This is a genomic window from Hymenobacter sp. DG25B (assembly GCF_000801315.1).
Lineage (GTDB): Bacteria > Bacteroidota > Bacteroidia > Cytophagales > Hymenobacteraceae > Hymenobacter.
Map to the genome: position 1 here is coordinate 2,732,568 of NZ_CP010054.1, position 17,266 is coordinate 2,749,833.

Below are 17,266 nucleotides of genomic sequence, written 5' to 3' on the forward strand. Positions count from 1 at the left end.
AATGCCAGCGGGGGGAGCCGTCCGCTGCCAACGTGCCTTACTCACCGCCGTATTTACTCTTCCCTTTGCCGCTGCCGTCGGCATCCATGCGCACAATGCGCGGCATAAAGGAGCCCAGCACATCTACCAGGTCGCGCTGGTGGGCCATCACCTGGTGAATGTCTTTGTAGGCCATAGGGGCTTCATCGAGGCCACCGCCAATCAGCTCCACGCCTTTGTCGCGCAGCAGGCGGCGCAGCTCGCCTTCCGTCACCTGCAGCTTGGCCTGGGTGCGGGAAAGGCGTCGCCCGGCGCCGTGCGAGGCCGATTGCAGGGAGTCCCGCTCGCCGCGGCCCCGCACAATAAAGCCCGGCGCCGTCATGGAGCCCGGTATCACGCCCAGCACGCCTTTGCCGGCCGGCGTGGCGCCTTTGCGGTGTACTATGGCCTCGGTGCCATCGGGCAGGGTTTCTTTCCAGGCAAAGTTGTGGTGGTTTTCCACCTGGGCCAGCGGCTTCTCCCCCAGTGCTTTGCTCAGGCGCCGGTGAATGTCGTGGTGGCAGGCGGAGGCATAGTCGCCGGCCAGGTTCATAGCAGCCCAGTACTCCTGGCCTTCCTGCGAGTCAAGAGAAAGCCAGGCCAGGTGCCGGGCCTGCGATGGCAACTGGCACATATCCATGGCAATTTTGGTGTAGTGCTGCGCAATGGCCGCCCCCAGCCCGCGCGAGCCGGAGTGCGACAACACTCCCAGATACTGTCCTACGGCCAGGCCCATATCGTTGCTGGCATCGGTAATATCTACCAGGCCAAACTCCACAAAATGGTTGCCGGAGCCGGAGCTGCCAATTTGCGCCACGGCAGATTCCAGCTTATGCCGGGCCACACCAATCTGCCGGAATTCGGGCCGGTCGAAAATGGGGTCGTCGGTGTTGCGGTCCTTGAAGACTTCCCGGTTGCCGAAGCGCGTATTCTCGAGCAGCATTTTCTTCAGGGCATGCTGGCGCTCATCCAGAAACGACACGGGCATATCATAAACCGAAAGGGCCATGCGGCAGCCAATATCCATGCCCACGCCATAGGGAATTACGGCGTTATTGGTGGCCAGCACGCCGCCAATGGGCAAGCCGTAGCCCTGATGAGCATCGGGCATGAGCGCGCCATCAAGGGTGATGGGCAGTTGCATGGCGGTATCCATCTGCTTGCGGGCGCCATCTTCAATAAAATCTTCGCCGTAGCGGCGGTAGTCCTTTATTTTGGGGTTGAGGGCTACGTCGCGGCTGGGCTGGGGTACCAGGGCTTCGGCCAGCGGGCGCCAGGTTTCGTCGCGCACGTAGGCAAAGGGGTCGTCTTTTATTTGTTTAAGCAGGGAAAGCGCACTGCCCTTATCCAGCTTCTTAAATTGTTTCTGATCCAGAATATCGAGAGCTATGCCAATAGCACGTCCCTCGGGGTAGCCCAGCTGGCGCAGGTCGTTACCGCGGAGTTTCTGAGAAGCCATAACGGAGATATAAGAGATAAACGGAAGGTAGAAAACGCGGGTAGTTGCCTGCCCGCGCGGTTTCCTATACGCAAGCCAGCGGGCAAGTGGGCGCCTTGGCTACCTTTGTAGTGCTTATGACCACACCAAACGCCTCCCTTCAGCCGCCGCGCCCATTGCCCATTCCTGGAACTGCTGAAGCCGGCTCAGCGGCTCAACAAGCCTTTCGGGCGGCAGTAGAACAGGTGGAAGGCCTGCGCCAGCGCCTCACGGAGGTGCAGCAGGAACAGGCGGAAGCCCGCCGGCAGTATTGGAAGCAAGTGGGGCCCCTGGCCGAAGCCGTGGTAACCATACGCCGGGCCTTGTTTGCTCCTTTGGAGGAAGCACTTTTACTGGACTTTTTCTCCCGGGCCGAGCATCAGCAACTGGAAGATATTATTAGCGGGAATGCGCGCAGTCTGCAGGACCGATTTGGGGAAGACGCTTCGGATATACTGAGTAAATATGCTCCGACCCCGGGCAAATCAGGCTCGGCCGAAACAGCTTCCGCAGCCACCAATTCAGGAGCACCATCAGCAGAAAACGACCAGCCGAAGCCGCACGAACGAGCGGCCCATGAGGCCCGCAACCGCCGTAAAACAAAAGCCGACCGTGCCCGCGAAGCCGCCGAGCAGGCCGCCCGCGACGAGCAGCAGCGCCTGCTTTCCAATACCAAAACCGTGTACCGGCAGCTGGCCCGCGCCAACCACCCCGACCTGGAGCGCGACCCGGCCCTGCAGCAGCACAAAACCGCCCGCATGCAGCGCATCACGGAGGCCTACGAAGCCAACGACCTGTATACCCTATTGCAGCTGCTCTCGGAATCAGGCCCCGCCGACCAGGAAGCCGATGATGTACTGCTGCGCTACACGCAGGCCCTGCAACAGCAGCAAACGGAGCTAAAGCAGCAGCTGCAGGCGCTGCTGTTTGGGGCGCAAAGCTTTTTGGGCAGCACCGGTAAAAAGCGGGAACAGGAGCTGCGGCAGATTAAACGCCATTTGCGCGCCGAGGCGGAATACCTACAGCACATCACCCAACTGATTCAGGAGCCCGAAGGCCTGCGGGAGGTGCTGCGGAGCCTGAACGCTGCAGGCCACGAAACCATTTAGCGCCTATTGCAGAAAATTCAGCACCTGCTGCACTACGGCCGGGTCGCGCATTATGCGGTTGTGCCCCAGGCCATCGGTTGGCCGAAAATCCAGACGGGGCCAGCTGTTGGCCAGCTCCTGGGCTTCGGCAAACGGAATGCTTTCATCCTGGTGGTCGTGCAGCAGTAGAGCGCGGTGGGCGGGAAACAGGCGGCCATTGTTCAACAGGCTGAAGCTTTCGGCATGGCGGCCGTGCTGCTTTTGCACAAACTGGCTCATGCGCTCCATAACGGCGGGCGGCAGTCGCAGCAGGGCAGCAAAGCGTTGGGCCACGGCCTTGGTGCTGGCGGGCACGCTCAGCAGCACCAGCCGCGCCAGGTGCTGATCAGTGGCCTGATTGAAATGCACCGGCACCCCTACTGTGGCCGCGCCGCCAAAGGAATGCGCTACTACGGCGTAGACGGGCCCCAGCTCGTCGGCAACGGCCTGCACGGCCCGCGCAAAAGCTGGCAGTGTGGTCTGCGTACCAGACGAGGCGCCGTGCGCCGGACCATCCAGGGCTACCACACGGTAGCCGGCCGCTACCAGTGCCCGCGTGAATACGCCCCAGAAGCTGGCGCGGTGCTCCCAGCCGTGCACCAGGAGCACGATTTTTTCACCGACGGAATTCCACTCATAGGCGGCTATATTATCTTCTCCCGCCGGCACCCAAAACTGCCGGGCCCCGGCCAGGGCAGCAGCTTCCCAGGTCTTGGTTGGCAGCCGGCGCGGAGAAGTAAAAATCCGCCAGGCCGCCCGGAAAGCCAGCTCCGTGGAAACGGCGGCCAGCAGCCGCAGCTGAAATCGTAGGCGCCGGATGGCCGCTGGCGGGGATGGATAACGGTTTTTAACCATGTATACTTTGTTCTCAATCCTGAGCCGGAAGCATGGCCGACTGTATCAGCCAGACAGCTTACTCCTACCCTGCGCTATAGCCTTTGGGCTGTTACTCCTCGCTGGACTGGCCCAGGCTGCTTGCTACCCCGCGCACGGCCTCGCTTAAGTAAGCGGGCACCTCGGCATCGGGTTGCAGGAGGCGGAGCAGATACAGGTATTTACGGCGGCCTTCTTCCAGCATTTGCGGGGTTACCTCTACCGTGAATACGCCGAAGGGCTCTACCTTTTGCACGCCCACCAGCAGAAACCGCTCAGCCCGCAGCGCATCAGAATAAAAGGCCGCCTGCCGGTCGTAATCATAGCCGGTGCAGGTGGCCCGGAAATGCTCATAGTCGCGGGCCATGGTGGTTTTAAAATCCACAATGGTGTAAGGCTGATGCGGCTGGTCTACTACCAGATCAGCGCGCAGCTTGCAGAGCGTGCCGGTAGTAGGTTCCGTGAACAGGCAGCTGGGCTCCGGAATGCCGGCCTCCAGCAGCTGGCGCAGGGCGGGCTGCATTTTCACGCCATCTACCAGCCACCACACCAGGGTATCATTAATACCCGGCTCGCCGGGTACATAGTCTTCGGGCTCCAGCAGAGCGGTATGAAAGGCGGTACCAAAGCTCAGGGCGCCGGTATTGCCGGGGGTACGGGGCAGACGGCCGTTCAGCGCATCGCGCAGGCGCGAAAGGTCAGAATTGGCGATGGCCGGCAGGGCTCGGTAGTCGTCATAGGGTACACGCAGCAGGTCGGGGCGGCGGTTCTCGGGATAGGTATCAGTCACGGAATTCAAACAGCAATACAACTAAAAAGCTTCCTCCAGCAGCGGCAAAGGTGCCATTAATATTTGGGGCAGCTGCGCCGGGGAATTTCTCTCTTGTAACGGCTACACGAACTGCCGGGCTGTCTCTTTTGCGAAATTATCTTGCCCGGCCAGCCGATATTCAACCAACCTGATCCTGATCTTCTGTCTGTTAGCTGCTAGCCCGTGGCCGGCGGCCGGTTTACGGCAGGTCAACTATTTTAATGAGTCCGGGGCCTGCTGCTTTTCGGCGCGGGCCTTTTTCTTCTGCTGCCGCTTAAAGTAGCCCTTCAGCAGGAAGTTGTGCTGCAGGGCTTCCATGCTCTGGTTGAAGCGCGCCGTGCCCTGCTCCACATTGTTCATAGAGTGCTCCAGGCGCCCGGCCATGGCCGTATCTACCAGCAGCGTACCCAGAGGGCCCTGCCCGGCCTTTACCTGGCGGGTGATGGTGTTCAGGGTGGTGGTCATGGTATCGGCGGTGGCGCTCAGGCGGCTGGCGCGGCGCATGGTATGCTGCATCTGGCCGGCAAAAGAGGTATCGGTGAACAGGTAGCCCACCACCCCGCGGCCGCGCCGGGCATCCCGGGCCAGGGTCTGCACATCGCGGGAGGCCGCATCCATGCGGGCCATGGTGCCTTCCGCGTGCTTCACGGAGGCCCGCAGACTGTTGGCCACTTTTTTGTCGCCAATCAGTTCCCACATGGCGGAGCTGTTGTTGAGCTTGCCCGTCACCTCTTTCATGTCTTCGGTAATGCCCACCAGGTTTTGGTTGGTGCGCTGCAGCGTGTTCAGCATGGCTTCTATGCGAACGGGCTGCCGGGAGCGCAGCTTATCTCCGTTGGCTACGGGCGGGGCCGGCTCGGGCATGGACGTAATGTTTACGATGGTGTTGCCCATGAGCCCATCTGTGCCGATGGAGGCTATGGCGTTTTTCTTGATGAAGGGCTGCACCTCGCGCCGCAGCGACATGCGCACGCGCACGGTGGTATCTCCTACAATATCAATCCCCTCCACCGTACCCACCATAATGCCGGCAAAGCGCACGTTGTTGCCCGTCAGCAGGCCATTTACGGCGCGGAAGTCGGCATTAATGTCCAAGGTATTGCTGAACATATTCTGCTTGCGCCCCAGCATATAGAGCAGCAGAATAAGACACACCAGCCCGGCCAGTACAAAAACACCTAGGCGGACGTTGTTGGCGGCGGTTCGCTGGCTCATGGCTATGGGTGAAAAAAGAACGGCGGGAAAAACAGGGTGGAAAAATCAGGTGCGGGGCACGGCCCCCTCAAAGAATTCGTGCACTACCGGGTCTGTGGACAGGCGCAGCTCCTCGTAGGTGCCTTGCTGGTAGCAGCGGCCATCAACCAGCAGGGCCACGCGGTTGGCTGTGATGCGTACGCAGTTCATATCGTGGGAAATAATGATGGCCGAGGTGGTATAGCGGGCCTGCACATCCAGAATCAGCTGGCTTATCTCGCGGGCCGTTACGGGGTCCAGGCCGGTGGTGGGCTCATCGTAGAGAATGATATCGGGCTTGAGGATGAGCGTGCGGGCCAGCCCAATGCGCTTGCGCATACCCCCCGACAGCTCGGCGGGCATCATGTTCTGGGTGTGCTCCAGGCCCACGCTGGCCAGGGCCTCCTCTACCATGGCCTGCTCCTCTTCGCGGGTTTTGTTGATCCAGTGCCGGCGCAGCGGGAAAAGCAGGTTTTCGCGCACCGTCATGGAGTCGTACAGGGCATTGCTCTGAAACAGAAAGCCCACCCGGGCGCGCAGCTCATCCAGCTGCTGATGGTCGAACTCATTGATTTCTTCCCCGAATACCCGGATGCTGCCCGCATCGGGCTGCAGCAGGCCTATGATGCACTTAATCAGCACCGATTTGCCCGAGCCCGACTTGCCCAGCACCACCACGTTTTCGCCGCGGTGCAGCGTCAGGCTGAAATCCCGCAGCACATGGTTGTCGCCGAATGATTTGAAGAGATGCTCCACCTCCAGCACCACTTCGGCCCCGGCCGCTGGGGTGGGCGTTGGTGCTTCCTGTACCTGTGGGCTGGCGGGCTGCATGGCACAGGCTAGTTAAGACCCAGCAGGCCGGTTATCTGCACGGCCAGCAAATCAAGCACAAAGATGACCAGCGACGATACCACCACCGCCGAGTTGGCCGACTGCCCTACGCCTTCGGTGCCTTTCTGGGAATGGTAGCCCTTGTAGCAGCCAATAATGCCAATGGCAAAGCCGAAGAAGAACGTTTTAATAAAAGCCGGCAGCACATCACTGAATTCCAGCCGGTTCATGATGTTGTTCACGAACAGCGACATGCTGGTTACGCCCTTCATGTTTATGCCGATGTAGGAGGCATACAGGGCAATCAGATCGGCCAGAATCACCAGCACCGGTATCATCAGGGTGGTGGCCATTACCCGCGTGACTACCAGGTATTTAAACGGGTTGGTGCCCGATACTTCCATGGCATCAATCTGCTCGGTCACGTTCATAGAGCCCAGCTCGGCGCCAATGCTGGAGCCTATTTTGCCGGCGCAGATGAGGGCTGTGATAATGGGGCCCATTTCGCGGATGATGGACAGCGCTACCATGGCCGGAATCCAGGCCTCGGCGCCAAACTTGGCCATGGTGGGCCGCGCCTGCAGGGTGAGTACAATGCCCATAATAAACCCCGTAACGCCCACCAACGGCAGCGACTTATAGCCCACTACGTAGCACTGGTGCAGGAACTCCTGCACCTCATAGCGCGGCCGAAATCCTTCGCTAAAAAACCGCCCTGTAAACCGGGAAATAGCACCGGCTTCTGCCAAAAACTCGCTGGCCTGCATAGTAGGCAGTTTAGCAATACACTGGATGAAAAACTCCTTCTGACTTCATCTAACCCGATGAGGATCAGCAAGCTATTTTTTTAATACAAAAGCCCTTCCGCCTCGCCGCCCATATCGGGGCGCTGGTCGGTGGCTGTGGTTTCAGAAACCGGAGCTTCCACCGCCGGCAACAACAGCACGGGCACCGTCGTGTGCTCCAGCACCCTGGCCGTTACGCTCCTATGAAACAGCTCGCCCAGATAGCTGCGCTGCCGGGCCACCAGCACCAGCAGCCCGGCCCGGGTGGTATGGGCGGCCTCCAGAATGCCGGCAGCAGCATGCGTGTGCTGAAAGCAGCGTAAGTCGGTGTGTTGGCTGGTTGCTACCAGCCCGCTGGTATGCACGGCCTGCAGAGCGGCGGCGCAGGCGTCGTCATCCTCTACCTCGGAAACGTGCGCCACGGTAACCGGGCACTGCAGATTCGTTAGCAATTGCTGGGCGAAGCGGCCCGCCTCGTCCAGCCGGAAGCCCTCAGCATCGGCGGCAATTATCACCTGGTGCGGCGGCGCGGTGGCCGTACTGCCCACGGGCACCACCAGCAAAGGAAAATGGGCGGCCCGCAGCAGGTCCAGCGCGGCACCGCTTACCTGGTCGGCGGAGGTGGCTTCTGCGGCCGGGCGGCCCAGCACAAACAACGCCGGCTGATAGCGCGCCATCAGGCTCCGGGCCAGGGTGGGCAGCAGGTCGGTGGCCATTTCTACGGTGGCGGGCACCGGGAGGCGGTCTACCAGCTCCTGCATGGCCTCGGCCGTAGGGGCTTCGGCATCCAGCTCGGCCTGGCGCCAGTTTTCACCGGCAAACACGTAGGGGTCGAAGAGAGACGCGCGCTTTACGTGCAGCAAGACCAGCCGGGCCTGCAGCTTAGCGGCCAGCCCGGCCGCATATTGCATAGCCTGGTTGGCCGCCGGGTAAAAGTTGGTGAGAACGATGAAGGTGAAGGACATGGCAGAGCAGCAAAAGGAAGCTTAAACAAGGGGCCTGGCCGGCAGAAAAGGAACGTCCTCAGATAACCGGCAGCACCAATACCGGCACGGGGCTGCGCTGCAGCACCTGGGCCGTTATACTCCTGTGGAACAGGCCGCCCAGCAGGCTTCTTTCCCGGGCCATAAGAACCAGCAGCTCGGCCTGCGTATCGGCGGCGGCCTGCAGAATGCCGGTGGCCGGGCTGGTGTGATGCACGGTGTACAGGCTATCCGGCGACAAATCCTTGACCAGGTGGTTGTGCCGAAGCGAGTTTACGGCCGTGCGGGCGCGGTCATACTGCTCCTCGGTTTCCACGTGCAGCACCGAGAAGGTGGCGTGCAGCGCCTCCCACAGCGGGTGCATATCCAGGGCATTTTCCCGCAGCTTAAACGGCTCCCCATCAGCGGCCAGCGCTACGCGGGTAGGCGTGCCAGGCATGGGGGCACCTTCGGGTACCATCAGCAGGGGGTAGCGCAGGTGGCGCAGCACGGGCAGGGCCTGGTCGCCCAGCAGCTGGTCCAGAAAATCGGGAGTGGCGGCGCGCCCGCACACCAGCACCAGCGGGTGGTAGCGCGCAATGGCATCGGCCAGAGTCTCGGCCATGGTGTTTACCGAAAGCTCTACCGTAGCTGGTACGGGCAGCTCCTCGGCCAGCTTCTCCAGGGCGTTATGGGTTTCCCGCTGACTGCGGATGGCCGCCCCGGCCGGAATCATAACATACTCCGGATCCAGCAGTACATCCTGGTACAGATGCAGCAGCACTACCTGGCTTTGCAGCGGCTTCGCCAGGGCCGCTGCATAGGCCAGGGCCTGCCGCGAGGACTCAGAAAAATCAGTTAGTACCACCAGATAAGGTCCCATATCAAAAAAATAAAAGAGGATAATTATTCATTGCGTCACCTTCGCCTTATTAATCTGGTGAGGGCAGCACAAGGACGGGCAGCTGGCTTTCCCGGATAACCTGGGCCGTTACGCTGCGGTGAAACAGGCTCCCAAGCAGGCTGTGCCGCCGGGCAATAAGTACCAGCATATCCGCCCGCAGCTCGTGGCCCGCCTGCAGAATACCCTCGGCAACGGATGGGTATTTGAGCTCGTGCACATCAGTGGCAGTCAGGTCGGAGGCCAGGCCGCTGGCGCACACGCTCCACACCGTTTCGCGGGACTTGGGCGGCTGCGGATCGGTGGGGCTGGTGATGTGCGCTACGGAAAGCCGCGCACCAAACCCCGCCCGCAGCTTATCTACCACGCCGGCATGGAGGCCCAGGGAAAACTCCTGCCCGTCTACCGCCAGCAGCAAATGCGTGGGCGGCTGCACTTCCCAGCCCATGGTGGGCACAATCAGCAGCGGGTAGGGCGCCGTGCGCAGCAGGTCCATTACGGTTACGCTGATCAGCTCGGTGGGCGTGGTGGCGGTACCGGGGCGGCCCAGCACCAGCATCAGGGGGTGATGATGGTGCACGGTATCGGTAACGGCATCGGGCAGGAACTCTTCGGATATCTCTACTTCGGCCGGCACCGCCAGAGAAGTGACCAGCTTGCCCAGCACCTGCTCCAGCTGCTTTTCGCCTTGCGGCGTGTGCTGCCGGCTGTACTCATCGGGGGAAAGCAGCCCGTCGTGGCGCAGGTGCAGCAGCACCAGGTGGGCATGCAGGGGCACGGCCAGCGTGGCCGCATACGACAGGGCGCAGTTGGATACCGCCAAAAAATCGGTTAAAACAACTAGGGAGGCACTCATGGCACGAGAAAGTAAACAAGGAAAGCGCAAGCAGAACCCGGAAAAACCACCCTGCTACCCCGCTCCGGCGGCTAAGCAACGCGGACACTGCCACCGGCTCACGATGGCCCCAACGCACTAGGTCTGACCGGGGCAGAGCCCTGGCATAACATTGTGAATATCGGTGATTTTATTGTACATTAAGCAAAGCTACTGGCACTAATTTCACGTTGCCCTACGCCCTTTGTACCTGGGTATTCAGTATAAAAGTGACGCCTTGATAGTGGATTTCCTCCGGCCCCCTTTGGCCTTTGCAGCTTTAGGCTATGAAACGCTTTGTTCCACCCTCCTGCCCAGAATGCCCCAGCCGCCATAGTTGCCCTATGTCCTGCTGCCAGCCGGAGGAGCTGGAGGTGCTTTCGCTGATGAAAACGGCGCAGGTGTATCAGCGGGGGCAGGTTATTTTTCAGGAGGATGGCCGCCCCATGGGGCTGTACTGCATTCATTCGGGCAAAATAAAGGTGATGAAGGTGGGCGGCGACGGCAAGGAGCAGATTATCCGGCTGGCCCGGGAGGGTGATTTGCTGGGCTATCGGGGCCTGTTGGCGGGCGGCAGTCACTCGGCCTCGGCCGTGGCGCTGGAAGAATCGGTGGTGTGCTGCATTCCCCGCACGGAGTTTTTCCGGCTTGTGGAGCAGAACGTGCGCTTTGCCGCTTCCCTGATGCAGCTGCTATCCAAAGCCCTGGGCGATGCCGAAGAGCGAATGCTGCACCTGGCGTACAAGCCCGTGCGGGAGCGGCTGGCCGAAGCCCTGCTGCTGCTGGCGCGCACGTATCAGCAGCATAATCAGGAGCCCGTAAGCATTCCTATTTCCCGCGACGACCTGGCTTCCCTGGTGGGTACCGCCAAGGAAACTACCAGCCGGTTTGTATCAGAGTTCCGGGATGAAGGCGTGTTGCAGGCGCGCGGCAGCCTGATTACCATCCTGAATCCGGCCCGCCTGGCCGAAATTTCCACCCGCTACGACTAGCCTGCCCGGCTTTGAATTTTTCCGCCTGCTATGGTCCTCTTTCCGGGTGGCAAACCACGGCTATCCGCACCGGGGGTGGGGCAGGCAGCGAGTGGCACAGGGAACAGGGCGTTTTCATGGAGAGGTACTGCAAGAGAAGCCAATTCAGCCGGCCGGCTACCCAAACGTAGCCGCTTAGCCAAGTTGTAGCAGCGGGGCAAAGCCGGGGTAGATAACCAGCAGTTGCTGTGTAACGAAGATGCCCATTTCCTATAGTTTATACATTGATAACTATCACCTTACAAAGTGATATTCATCAGCTTTTCCCTTACCGTCAGCAGCAGAAATTAGGGCCCTGTTTGTATGCCGTGCCCGGACAGCTGCTGGTTCCTGCTGAGCAGAACCTTGCCGGGTGCGGCACCCCGCCCCTACCTTTTGGCGCATGCTGCTACCCTGGCTTCACCTTCCGCGCATGAAAACGCAGCGTCTGGTCTGCGCGGCCGGCCACTGCCTGTACCGGGCCGGCCAGCCGGCCGAACATGTGTACTGGCTGGAGCAGGGCGCCGTGGGCATCTGGTCCCGAAGCCCCACGGGGCTGTTTCAGGTGGTATGCGGACCGGCGCTGCTGGGCAGCGAGCTTTTGGTAGCCAGCCGGTGCCGGCATACGGTGCTGGCCCTGCAGCCCTGCCAGCTCACGCTGCTTAACCAGAATGGCCTCCGAAAAATAATTCGGGCCCACCCGCGGCTGCTTCTCTGGCTGCTCTGCCAGTTCAGCCAGGAAACCATACTCACTCTTCCGCACTATGAATAGCCCTGATCTGCTTCCACCACCGCCCGTTGTTCAACCAGCTCCCGGGCAGTTGCGCCTGCGCCGCATGGGCATCGATACCCGCAATGAGCACGTGGTTTTCCTGCGCTCTGACTCCCCCGTTTGCCACGCGGAAGGGTTCCGGGCCTTGTCGCGGCTGAAGGTGACGGCGAACGGGCATACCGTTATTGCCTCCCTGAATACTATTGTTGGCAATAGTTTGCTGGAGCCGCACGAAGTAGGTGTATCCGAGGTAGTGTGGGAACACCTGCGCGCCCGCCCTGGCGAAGAAGTGCACCTTATGCACCTACCACCCCTGGAATCCATGCACCTGGTGCGCGCCAAAATGTACGGCCGCCGCCTGCTGCCGGAAGACTACCGGGCCATTATGCTGGATGTAGCAGCCGAGCGGTATTCCAACGTGGAGCTGGCCGCTTTTGTAACTGCCTGCGTGCGCGACGTCACCCTGGAAGAAACCATTAGCCTCACACAGGCCATGATTGCGGCCGGGCGGCAGCTGCACTGGCCGGCCCACGTGGTAGCCGATAAGCATTCCATTGGCGGCCTGCCCGGCAACCGCACCACGCCCGTTGTGGTAGCCATTGTGGCGGCAGCCGGGCTGCTCATGCCCAAAACCTCTTCCCGGGCCATTACCTCCCCGGCCGGCACCGCCGATACCGTGGAAGTGCTGACTTCCGTAAACCTAACCCTGCGCCAGATGCGCCGCGTGGTGGCCCAGCACGGTGCCTGTCTGGCCTGGGGCGGCGCTATGCAGCTAAGCCCCGCCGATGATATTTTAATACGGGTGGAGCGCGCGCTGGATATTGATAGTCCGGCCCAGATGGTGGCCTCCGTGCTATCCAAGAAAGTAGCCGCCGGCGCTACCCACGTGGTAATTGATGTACCGGTAGGCCCCACTGCCAAGGTACGCAGTCTGGAAGAAGCGCAGGAAATGGTAGCCTTATTCCGGCAGGTGGGGCAAGCGGTAGGGCTGAAAGTAGAAGTGATGCTGACCGATGGCAGCCAGCCCGTGGGGCGCGGCATTGGCCCGGCCCTGGAAGCCCGCGACGTACTGGCCGTGCTGCAAAACAGCGCCGACGCTCCCCCCGATCTGCGGGAAAAATCTCTGCACCTGGCCGCCACGCTGCTGGAGCTTACGGAGCACGCGGCCACGGGTACCGGCGCCGCGGAGGCGGCCATGCTGCTTTCTTCGGGCAAAGCCTGGCAGAAGTTTCAGGACATTTGCCAGGCCCAGGGCGGCCTGCACTTTCCCCGGCCGGCGGCCCTGCACTGGGACATGGTAGCCAGCCGCCCGGGCCTGGTTCTCAACATAGACAACCGCCGCCTGGCTACGCTGGCTAAGCTGGCCGGCGCCCCCTGGAAGGCCAGCGCCGGCATAGACCTGCACGTGCGCCTGCGCCAGCCCGTACAGGCCGGGCAGCCGCTGTTTACGCTTTATGCCGAGAGCCCCGGCGAGCTAACCTACGCCCGCGATTACCTGCACGACTCCCCGGAACCTATCATAGCTTACTGATGCCGCCGCTCCTCCTGGCCCTGCCCGGCAACGAAGCCCTTACCGGCGAGCTGGCCCACCTGCTGGGCACCACCGTGGCCGACTACACCCTGCGCTCCTTCCCCGATGGCGAAACCTACGTGCAGCTGCACACCCCGGTAGCCGGCCGCACCCTGGTACTGATATGTACGCTGGCGCAGCCTAATCCGCAGCTGCTGCCGCTGTACTTTCTGGCTGAAACCGCCCGCGACCTGGGGGCCCACCGCGTGTATCTGCTGGCTCCTTATCTGGCTTATATGCGGCAGGATGCCCGCTTTCAGCCGGGTGAGGGAATTACCTCCGCCTACTTTGCCCGGCTGCTTTCCCATTTTCTGGATGGCCTGCTTACGGTAGCCCCCCACCTGCACCGCTGGCACCAGCTCCGGCAAATTTACCGCATACCCACGGAGGCCCTGCACGCTACCAGTGCTATGGTGCAGTACGTGCGCCGGCAGGTGCACCGCCCCGTTCTGGTGGGCCCCGATAGTGAAAGCAAGCAATGGGTAGCGGCCATAGCCCGGGAAGCTGGTTGCCCCTACCTCGTGCTCCGCAAGCAGCGCCACGGCGACCGAAGCGTGACCATAGCCCCGCCGGATGTAGCCCGCTTTCAACACCATACGCCGGTAGTGGTAGATGACATTGTTTCTACGGGACGCACTATGATAGCCACCGTGCAGCACCTGCGCCAAGCCGGGCTGCCCGCCCCGGTATGCCTGGGAATTCACGCGCTTTTTGTGGGCGCGGCTTATGATGAGCTGCTGGCGGCCGGGGCCGGGCACGTAGTTACGTGCAACACGGTGCCGCACCCTTCCAACGGCATCAATCTGGCTCCTTTACTGGCAGAAGCCTTAACCCGGCTGCCCGGGTAATTACTCCCCGATGGCCGGCACTATCAGCACGGGCAGGCGGCTTTGCAGCAGCACCTGGGCGGTTACACTGCGGTTAAACAGCTTCCCCAGAAAGCTGCGCGGGCGGGCTACTAGCACCACCATATCATAGTCAGCCGGGTTGGCGGCCTGCAGAATACCCGCGGCGGGGTCGGGGTGGCGAATGGCTTTGCTTTGGACGGCTGGTAGGTCAATAGTGAGTCCGGTCTGGGTTAAGGTATTCAGGGCCCGGGCGGCGGTTTCATTCTCTGTTACGATATGCAGCACGGTAAGCTCTGCCTGCAGCGCCTGAAAAAGGTCGTGCAGCAGGTCGTTGCAGTTGCCCAAACGGAAAGGCTCGCCATCCAGGGCTACCAGCACGCGGCGCGGGCGGGCGGTAGTAGGCACGTGGGCCGGCAGCACCAGCATGGGGTATGGCCTGGTCCGTAGAATTTCCAGGGACGTGGTGGTCACCAGCTCTTCGGGCAAATTCTCCACGTCGGGGCGGCCCAGCACCAGCAGACCGGGGTGGTGCTGCTCAATGGCCTCGGCCACCACCTCCGCCACCCGCCCCTTGCGCACTTCCGTTACGGCGGGTACCGGCAGCTCCTCGGCCAGCCGGCTCAGGGCCACCCGCGCCGACTCCTGCGACTGGCCGGAAACCGCCCCGGTAAACCGCTCGGCATCCAGCAGAGAAGTGCGGCGCACGTGCAGTAAAACCAGGTTGGCCTGCAGGGCGCTGGCGATGTTGGCGGCATAGTCCAGGGCACGGTTGGCCGCCGGGTAAAAATCAGTGAGTACCAGCAGAGAAGCAGCCATATGCAGCGGGAGTGAAAAAATGATTGCGCAAAGAAGATGGTTTCCTCTTTCGTTCAGTATGATAACAAATTAATATAAGTTGATAAATATCATAGAATTTCGCCTGCCCCGCTGCTTACCTTCCGGCCACTCATTTGGTCCACGCCTGCCTGCCGGCAATAGCGGGCTGGTTTGCCAGGAGCCCAAAACCTGCCCGCTATGAACGTTAGCATCACCTTCCTGGGCGCCGCCCAAACCGTAACGGGCTCCAAGTATGTACTCACGTTCAGCCACGGACCACTCCAGCAGCAGCTTATGGTAGACTGTGGCCTGTTCCAGGGTCTGAAGGAGCTGCGCCTGCGCAACTGGGATGTCCTGCCCATCAGCCCCGCCCAGCTGGATACCGTGGTGCTTACCCACGCCCACATCGACCACAGCGGCTACCTGCCCCGCCTGGTAAAAGAGGGCTTCCGGGGCCGTATTCTCTGCACCGAGGCTACCCGCGACCTGCTGGAAATAATGCTACTGGACTCCGCCAAGCTGCAGGAGGAAGAAGCTGCCTTTGCCAATGCCAAAGGCTATTCTAAGCACCACCCGGCGCTGCCGCTCTACACCACCGAGGACGTGCTGCAGGTACTGCCCCTGGTGGTGGGCTGCCCCTATAATACGCCCGTGCAGGCAATAAACCAGGTTTCCGTAATCTTCCGGGATGCGGGCCACATTCTGGGGTCGGCTATGGTGGAGATGCTGGTGCAGGGCGAGCAGCAGGAGAAAAAGCTGGTATTTTCCGGCGACCTGGGCCGCTACGACAACCCCGTGATGTATGACCCCACCGCCATTACCCAGGCCGATGTGCTGCTGGTAGAATCTACCTACGGCGACCGGAACAACCGCGTGCCCGACCCCGAGGCCGAGCTGGCGGCCGCCGTAAACCAGGCCCTGGGGCGCGGTGGTGTACTGGTTATTGCGGCTTTTGCCGTGGGCCGCACCCAAACCATGCTGTATTATCTCAAGCGCCTGCGGCAGCAGAACCGGGTACCCCGCGTGCCGGTGTATGTAGACAGCCCCATGGGCATTCGGGTATCGGGGCTGTACCCGCGGCATCCGGGGCAGCACCGGCTGGGCCACGGCAATATTTTCGATTTTGACGGGCTGCGCTTTGTTTCTGATGTACCGGAATCCAAAAGCCTGAATCTGCTGGAGCAGGGCGCCATCATTATTTCGGCCAGTGGCATGTGTACCGGCGGGCGCATTGTGCACCACCTGCACCACCGCCTGCCCCGCCCCCAGGACACCGTTTTGCTGATTGGTTTTCAGGCCGATGGCACCCGGGGCCGCCGCCTGCTGGAAGGTGAGCCGCAGATTAAAATGTACGGCGACATGGTGCCCGTGCTTTGCCACGTAGAGCAGCTCAACGGCTTCTCGGCCCACGCCGACCGCGACGAGCTGCTGCGCTGGCTGGGCAACTTTGAGCAGGCTCCCAAGCGTACGTTCATTGTGCACGGCGAGCCCCTGAGCTCCGCCGCGCTGGCCCAGGCCGTGCAGGACCAGCTGGGCTGGCCGGCGCCCATTCAGCCCCGGTATCTGGAAACCTATTCGCTTTTTGAAGGCATTTGATTTTGCTTCCTGCCCCTGGAAAGAAACCCCCTACTCTGGTATGCCTACCGCGCCCACGTTCATCAGTGACTGCTCCGGCCGGGAGTTTCCCGAGGCCGACCGGGTGAGTGGGCGCACCGTGCGGCAGCCCATTCTGGAGCTCATTCAAAAAGACCAGCCCAGGTTTTCCGAGGACGACTACCTGGCCCTCGCGGAGCTGAACGAGTACCGGCGCAAATACATCCAAAACTACCTGCTAAAGGAGGTGGGCCAGCTCTCCGAGCTGGAGCAAACCGTGCTCAGCAACCTGCAGGCCCAGGCTACGCTCACGGACAAGCTGGAGGACGACGTTGAGCCCCTGACGCTGGGGCAGCGCCTGGCCGATGGCATGGCATCGTTTGGGGGCAGCTGGACGTTTATCCTCTCATTCTGCTTTTTTCTGATTTGCTGGATTATTCTGAACGGTTTCTGGCTGGCCAACCGCGGCTTCGATCCTTACCCTTTTATTCTGCTCAACCTGCTGCTCTCGTGTCTGGCGGCCATGCAGGCCCCCATTATTATGATGAGCCAGAACCGGCAGGAGGATAAAGACCGGCAGCGCGCCCGCAAAGACTACATGATTAACCTGAAATCGGAGCTGGAAATCCGGATGCTGCACGAAAAGCTAGACCACCTCATTATGCATCAGCAGCAGGATATGTTGGAAATTCAGCAGATTCAGGTAGAAATAATGAATGATATCCTGAAGAAAATAGAAGGATCCAAGCTGGTCACCTGACTTTG

At 61.2% G+C, this 17,266-nt stretch carries 17 protein-coding genes; 7 read left to right on the forward strand and 10 right to left on the reverse strand.

All coding sequences use genetic code 11. From position 1 onward, the window contains the following. Window positions 1-37: 37 nt before the first annotated feature. The gene (locus tag PK28_RS11720) at window positions 38-1,477 is read right to left on the reverse strand and encodes an RtcB family protein (protein WP_044514067.1); all 1,440 of its coding nucleotides are present in this window, start codon (window positions 1,475-1,477) and stop codon (window positions 38-40) included. Between the two features lie 116 nt (window positions 1,478-1,593). On the opposite strand from PK28_RS11720, the gene PK28_RS19065 reads away from it, so the two are divergent. Then, entirely contained in the window at window positions 1,594-2,604 is a 1,011-nt protein-coding gene (locus PK28_RS19065) for a J domain-containing protein (RefSeq protein ID WP_156126364.1), read from the forward strand. Between the two features lie 3 nt (window positions 2,605-2,607). Here PK28_RS19065 and PK28_RS11730 read toward each other — a convergent pair whose 3' ends face one another. From PK28_RS11730 to PK28_RS11765, 8 genes are all read right to left on the reverse strand, one after another. Further along, window positions 2,608-3,477: an alpha/beta fold hydrolase gene (locus PK28_RS11730; protein ID WP_044514070.1), complete on the reverse strand. Its 870-nt coding sequence runs from the start codon at window positions 3,475-3,477 to the stop codon at window positions 2,608-2,610. A 91-nt stretch (window positions 3,478-3,568) separates the two neighbouring features. Next, window positions 3,569-4,285 carry a PD-(D/E)XK nuclease-like domain-containing protein gene (locus PK28_RS11735; protein WP_156126365.1) on the reverse strand — a complete coding sequence of 239 codons (717 nt, stop codon included), beginning with the start codon at window positions 4,283-4,285 and terminating at the stop codon, window positions 3,569-3,571. Between the two features lie 234 nt (window positions 4,286-4,519). Further along, window positions 4,520-5,521: an MlaD family protein gene (locus tag PK28_RS11740; protein ID WP_044514073.1), complete on the reverse strand. Its 1,002-nt coding sequence runs from the start codon at window positions 5,519-5,521 to the stop codon at window positions 4,520-4,522. 45 nt (window positions 5,522-5,566) lie between these two features. Continuing rightward, window positions 5,567-6,370, reverse strand: a complete 804-nt coding sequence (locus PK28_RS11745; protein WP_044514074.1) for an ABC transporter ATP-binding protein — start codon at window positions 6,368-6,370, stop codon at window positions 5,567-5,569. 8 nt (window positions 6,371-6,378) lie between these two features. Next, entirely contained in the window at window positions 6,379-7,137 is a 759-nt protein-coding gene (locus PK28_RS11750) for an MlaE family ABC transporter permease (protein ID WP_044514076.1), read from the reverse strand. Between the two features lie 80 nt (window positions 7,138-7,217). Next, window positions 7,218-8,120: a universal stress protein gene (locus tag PK28_RS11755; protein WP_044514079.1), complete on the reverse strand. Its 903-nt coding sequence runs from the start codon at window positions 8,118-8,120 to the stop codon at window positions 7,218-7,220. 58 nt (window positions 8,121-8,178) lie between these two features. Continuing rightward, a complete protein-coding gene (locus PK28_RS11760; RefSeq protein ID WP_044514081.1) occupies window positions 8,179-9,000 on the reverse strand; it encodes a universal stress protein in 822 nt (273 codons plus the stop codon). Window positions 9,001-9,049: 49 nt separating this feature from the next. After that, the gene (locus PK28_RS11765; RefSeq protein WP_044514083.1) at window positions 9,050-9,874 is read right to left on the reverse strand and encodes a universal stress protein; all 825 of its coding nucleotides are present in this window, start codon (window positions 9,872-9,874) and stop codon (window positions 9,050-9,052) included. A 362-nt stretch (window positions 9,875-10,236) separates the two neighbouring features. Between PK28_RS11765 and PK28_RS11770 the strand changes: the two genes are divergently transcribed. The 4 genes from PK28_RS11770 (at window position 10,237) to PK28_RS11785 (ending at window position 14,092) form a co-directional block, all read left to right on the forward strand. Further along, on the forward strand, window positions 10,237-10,884 hold the full coding sequence (locus PK28_RS11770) for a Crp/Fnr family transcriptional regulator (protein ID WP_044514085.1): 648 nt from the start codon (window positions 10,237-10,239) through the stop codon (window positions 10,882-10,884). A gap of 451 nt (window positions 10,885-11,335) precedes the next feature. Then, window positions 11,336-11,674, forward strand: a complete 339-nt coding sequence (locus PK28_RS11775; protein ID WP_044514087.1) for a cyclic nucleotide-binding domain-containing protein — start codon at window positions 11,336-11,338, stop codon at window positions 11,672-11,674. Further along, window positions 11,667-13,205, forward strand: a complete 1,539-nt coding sequence (locus PK28_RS11780; protein ID WP_044514088.1) for a thymidine phosphorylase family protein — start codon at window positions 11,667-11,669, stop codon at window positions 13,203-13,205. Before PK28_RS11775 ends, PK28_RS11780 begins: the two co-directional genes overlap by 8 nt. After that, window positions 13,205-14,092 carry a ribose-phosphate pyrophosphokinase gene (locus PK28_RS11785; RefSeq protein WP_044514090.1) on the forward strand — a complete coding sequence of 296 codons (888 nt, stop codon included), beginning with the start codon at window positions 13,205-13,207 and terminating at the stop codon, window positions 14,090-14,092. Before PK28_RS11780 ends, PK28_RS11785 begins: the two co-directional genes overlap by 1 nt. Here the strand turns inward: PK28_RS11785 and PK28_RS11790 are convergent, their stop codons facing one another. Beyond that, a complete protein-coding gene (locus tag PK28_RS11790) occupies window positions 14,093-14,908 on the reverse strand; it encodes a universal stress protein (protein ID WP_044514093.1) in 816 nt (271 codons plus the stop codon). Window positions 14,909-15,106: 198 nt separating this feature from the next. On the opposite strand from PK28_RS11790, the gene PK28_RS11795 reads away from it, so the two are divergent. Together PK28_RS11795 and PK28_RS11800 are read left to right on the forward strand one after the other, a co-directional pair. Next, window positions 15,107-16,504, forward strand: coding sequence for an MBL fold metallo-hydrolase RNA specificity domain-containing protein (locus tag PK28_RS11795; protein WP_044514095.1), 1,398 nt, complete (start codon window positions 15,107-15,109; stop codon window positions 16,502-16,504). Between the two features lie 40 nt (window positions 16,505-16,544). Continuing rightward, window positions 16,545-17,261, forward strand: coding sequence for a DUF1003 domain-containing protein (locus PK28_RS11800; RefSeq protein WP_044516956.1), 717 nt, complete (start codon window positions 16,545-16,547; stop codon window positions 17,259-17,261). Window positions 17,262-17,266: the final 5 nt, after the last annotated feature.

What these genes read in the sequence shown, in the direction of transcription:
- PK28_RS19065 (WP_156126364.1), top strand. Translation starts at nt 1,594, where the DNA reads ATGACCACACCAAACGCCTCCCTTCAGCCGCCGCGCCCATTGCCCATT.
- PK28_RS11780 (WP_044514088.1), top strand. Translation starts at nt 11,667, where the DNA reads ATGAATAGCCCTGATCTGCTTCCACCACCGCCCGTTGTTCAACCAGCT.
- PK28_RS11730 (WP_044514070.1), bottom strand. Translation starts at nt 3,477, where the DNA reads ATGGTTAAAAACCGTTATCCATCCCCGCCAGCGGCCATCCGGCGCCTA.
- PK28_RS11740 (WP_044514073.1), bottom strand. Translation starts at nt 5,521, where the DNA reads ATGAGCCAGCGAACCGCCGCCAACAACGTCCGCCTAGGTGTTTTTGTA.
- PK28_RS11790 (WP_044514093.1), bottom strand. Translation starts at nt 14,908, where the DNA reads ATGGCTGCTTCTCTGCTGGTACTCACTGATTTTTACCCGGCGGCCAAC.
- PK28_RS11720 (WP_044514067.1), bottom strand. Translation starts at nt 1,477, where the DNA reads ATGGCTTCTCAGAAACTCCGCGGTAACGACCTGCGCCAGCTGGGCTAC.
- PK28_RS11755 (WP_044514079.1), bottom strand. Translation starts at nt 8,120, where the DNA reads ATGTCCTTCACCTTCATCGTTCTCACCAACTTTTACCCGGCGGCCAAC.
- PK28_RS11785 (WP_044514090.1), top strand. Translation starts at nt 13,205, where the DNA reads ATGCCGCCGCTCCTCCTGGCCCTGCCCGGCAACGAAGCCCTTACCGGC.
- PK28_RS11795 (WP_044514095.1), top strand. Translation starts at nt 15,107, where the DNA reads ATGAACGTTAGCATCACCTTCCTGGGCGCCGCCCAAACCGTAACGGGC.
- PK28_RS11750 (WP_044514076.1), bottom strand. Translation starts at nt 7,137, where the DNA reads ATGCAGGCCAGCGAGTTTTTGGCAGAAGCCGGTGCTATTTCCCGGTTT.
- PK28_RS11800 (WP_044516956.1), top strand. Translation starts at nt 16,545, where the DNA reads ATGCCTACCGCGCCCACGTTCATCAGTGACTGCTCCGGCCGGGAGTTT.
- PK28_RS11765 (WP_044514083.1), bottom strand. Translation starts at nt 9,874, where the DNA reads ATGAGTGCCTCCCTAGTTGTTTTAACCGATTTTTTGGCGGTATCCAAC.
- PK28_RS11760 (WP_044514081.1), bottom strand. Translation starts at nt 9,000, where the DNA reads ATGGGACCTTATCTGGTGGTACTAACTGATTTTTCTGAGTCCTCGCGG.
- PK28_RS11745 (WP_044514074.1), bottom strand. Translation starts at nt 6,370, where the DNA reads ATGCAGCCCGCCAGCCCACAGGTACAGGAAGCACCAACGCCCACCCCA.
- PK28_RS11775 (WP_044514087.1), top strand. Translation starts at nt 11,336, where the DNA reads ATGAAAACGCAGCGTCTGGTCTGCGCGGCCGGCCACTGCCTGTACCGG.
- PK28_RS11770 (WP_044514085.1), top strand. Translation starts at nt 10,237, where the DNA reads ATGTCCTGCTGCCAGCCGGAGGAGCTGGAGGTGCTTTCGCTGATGAAA.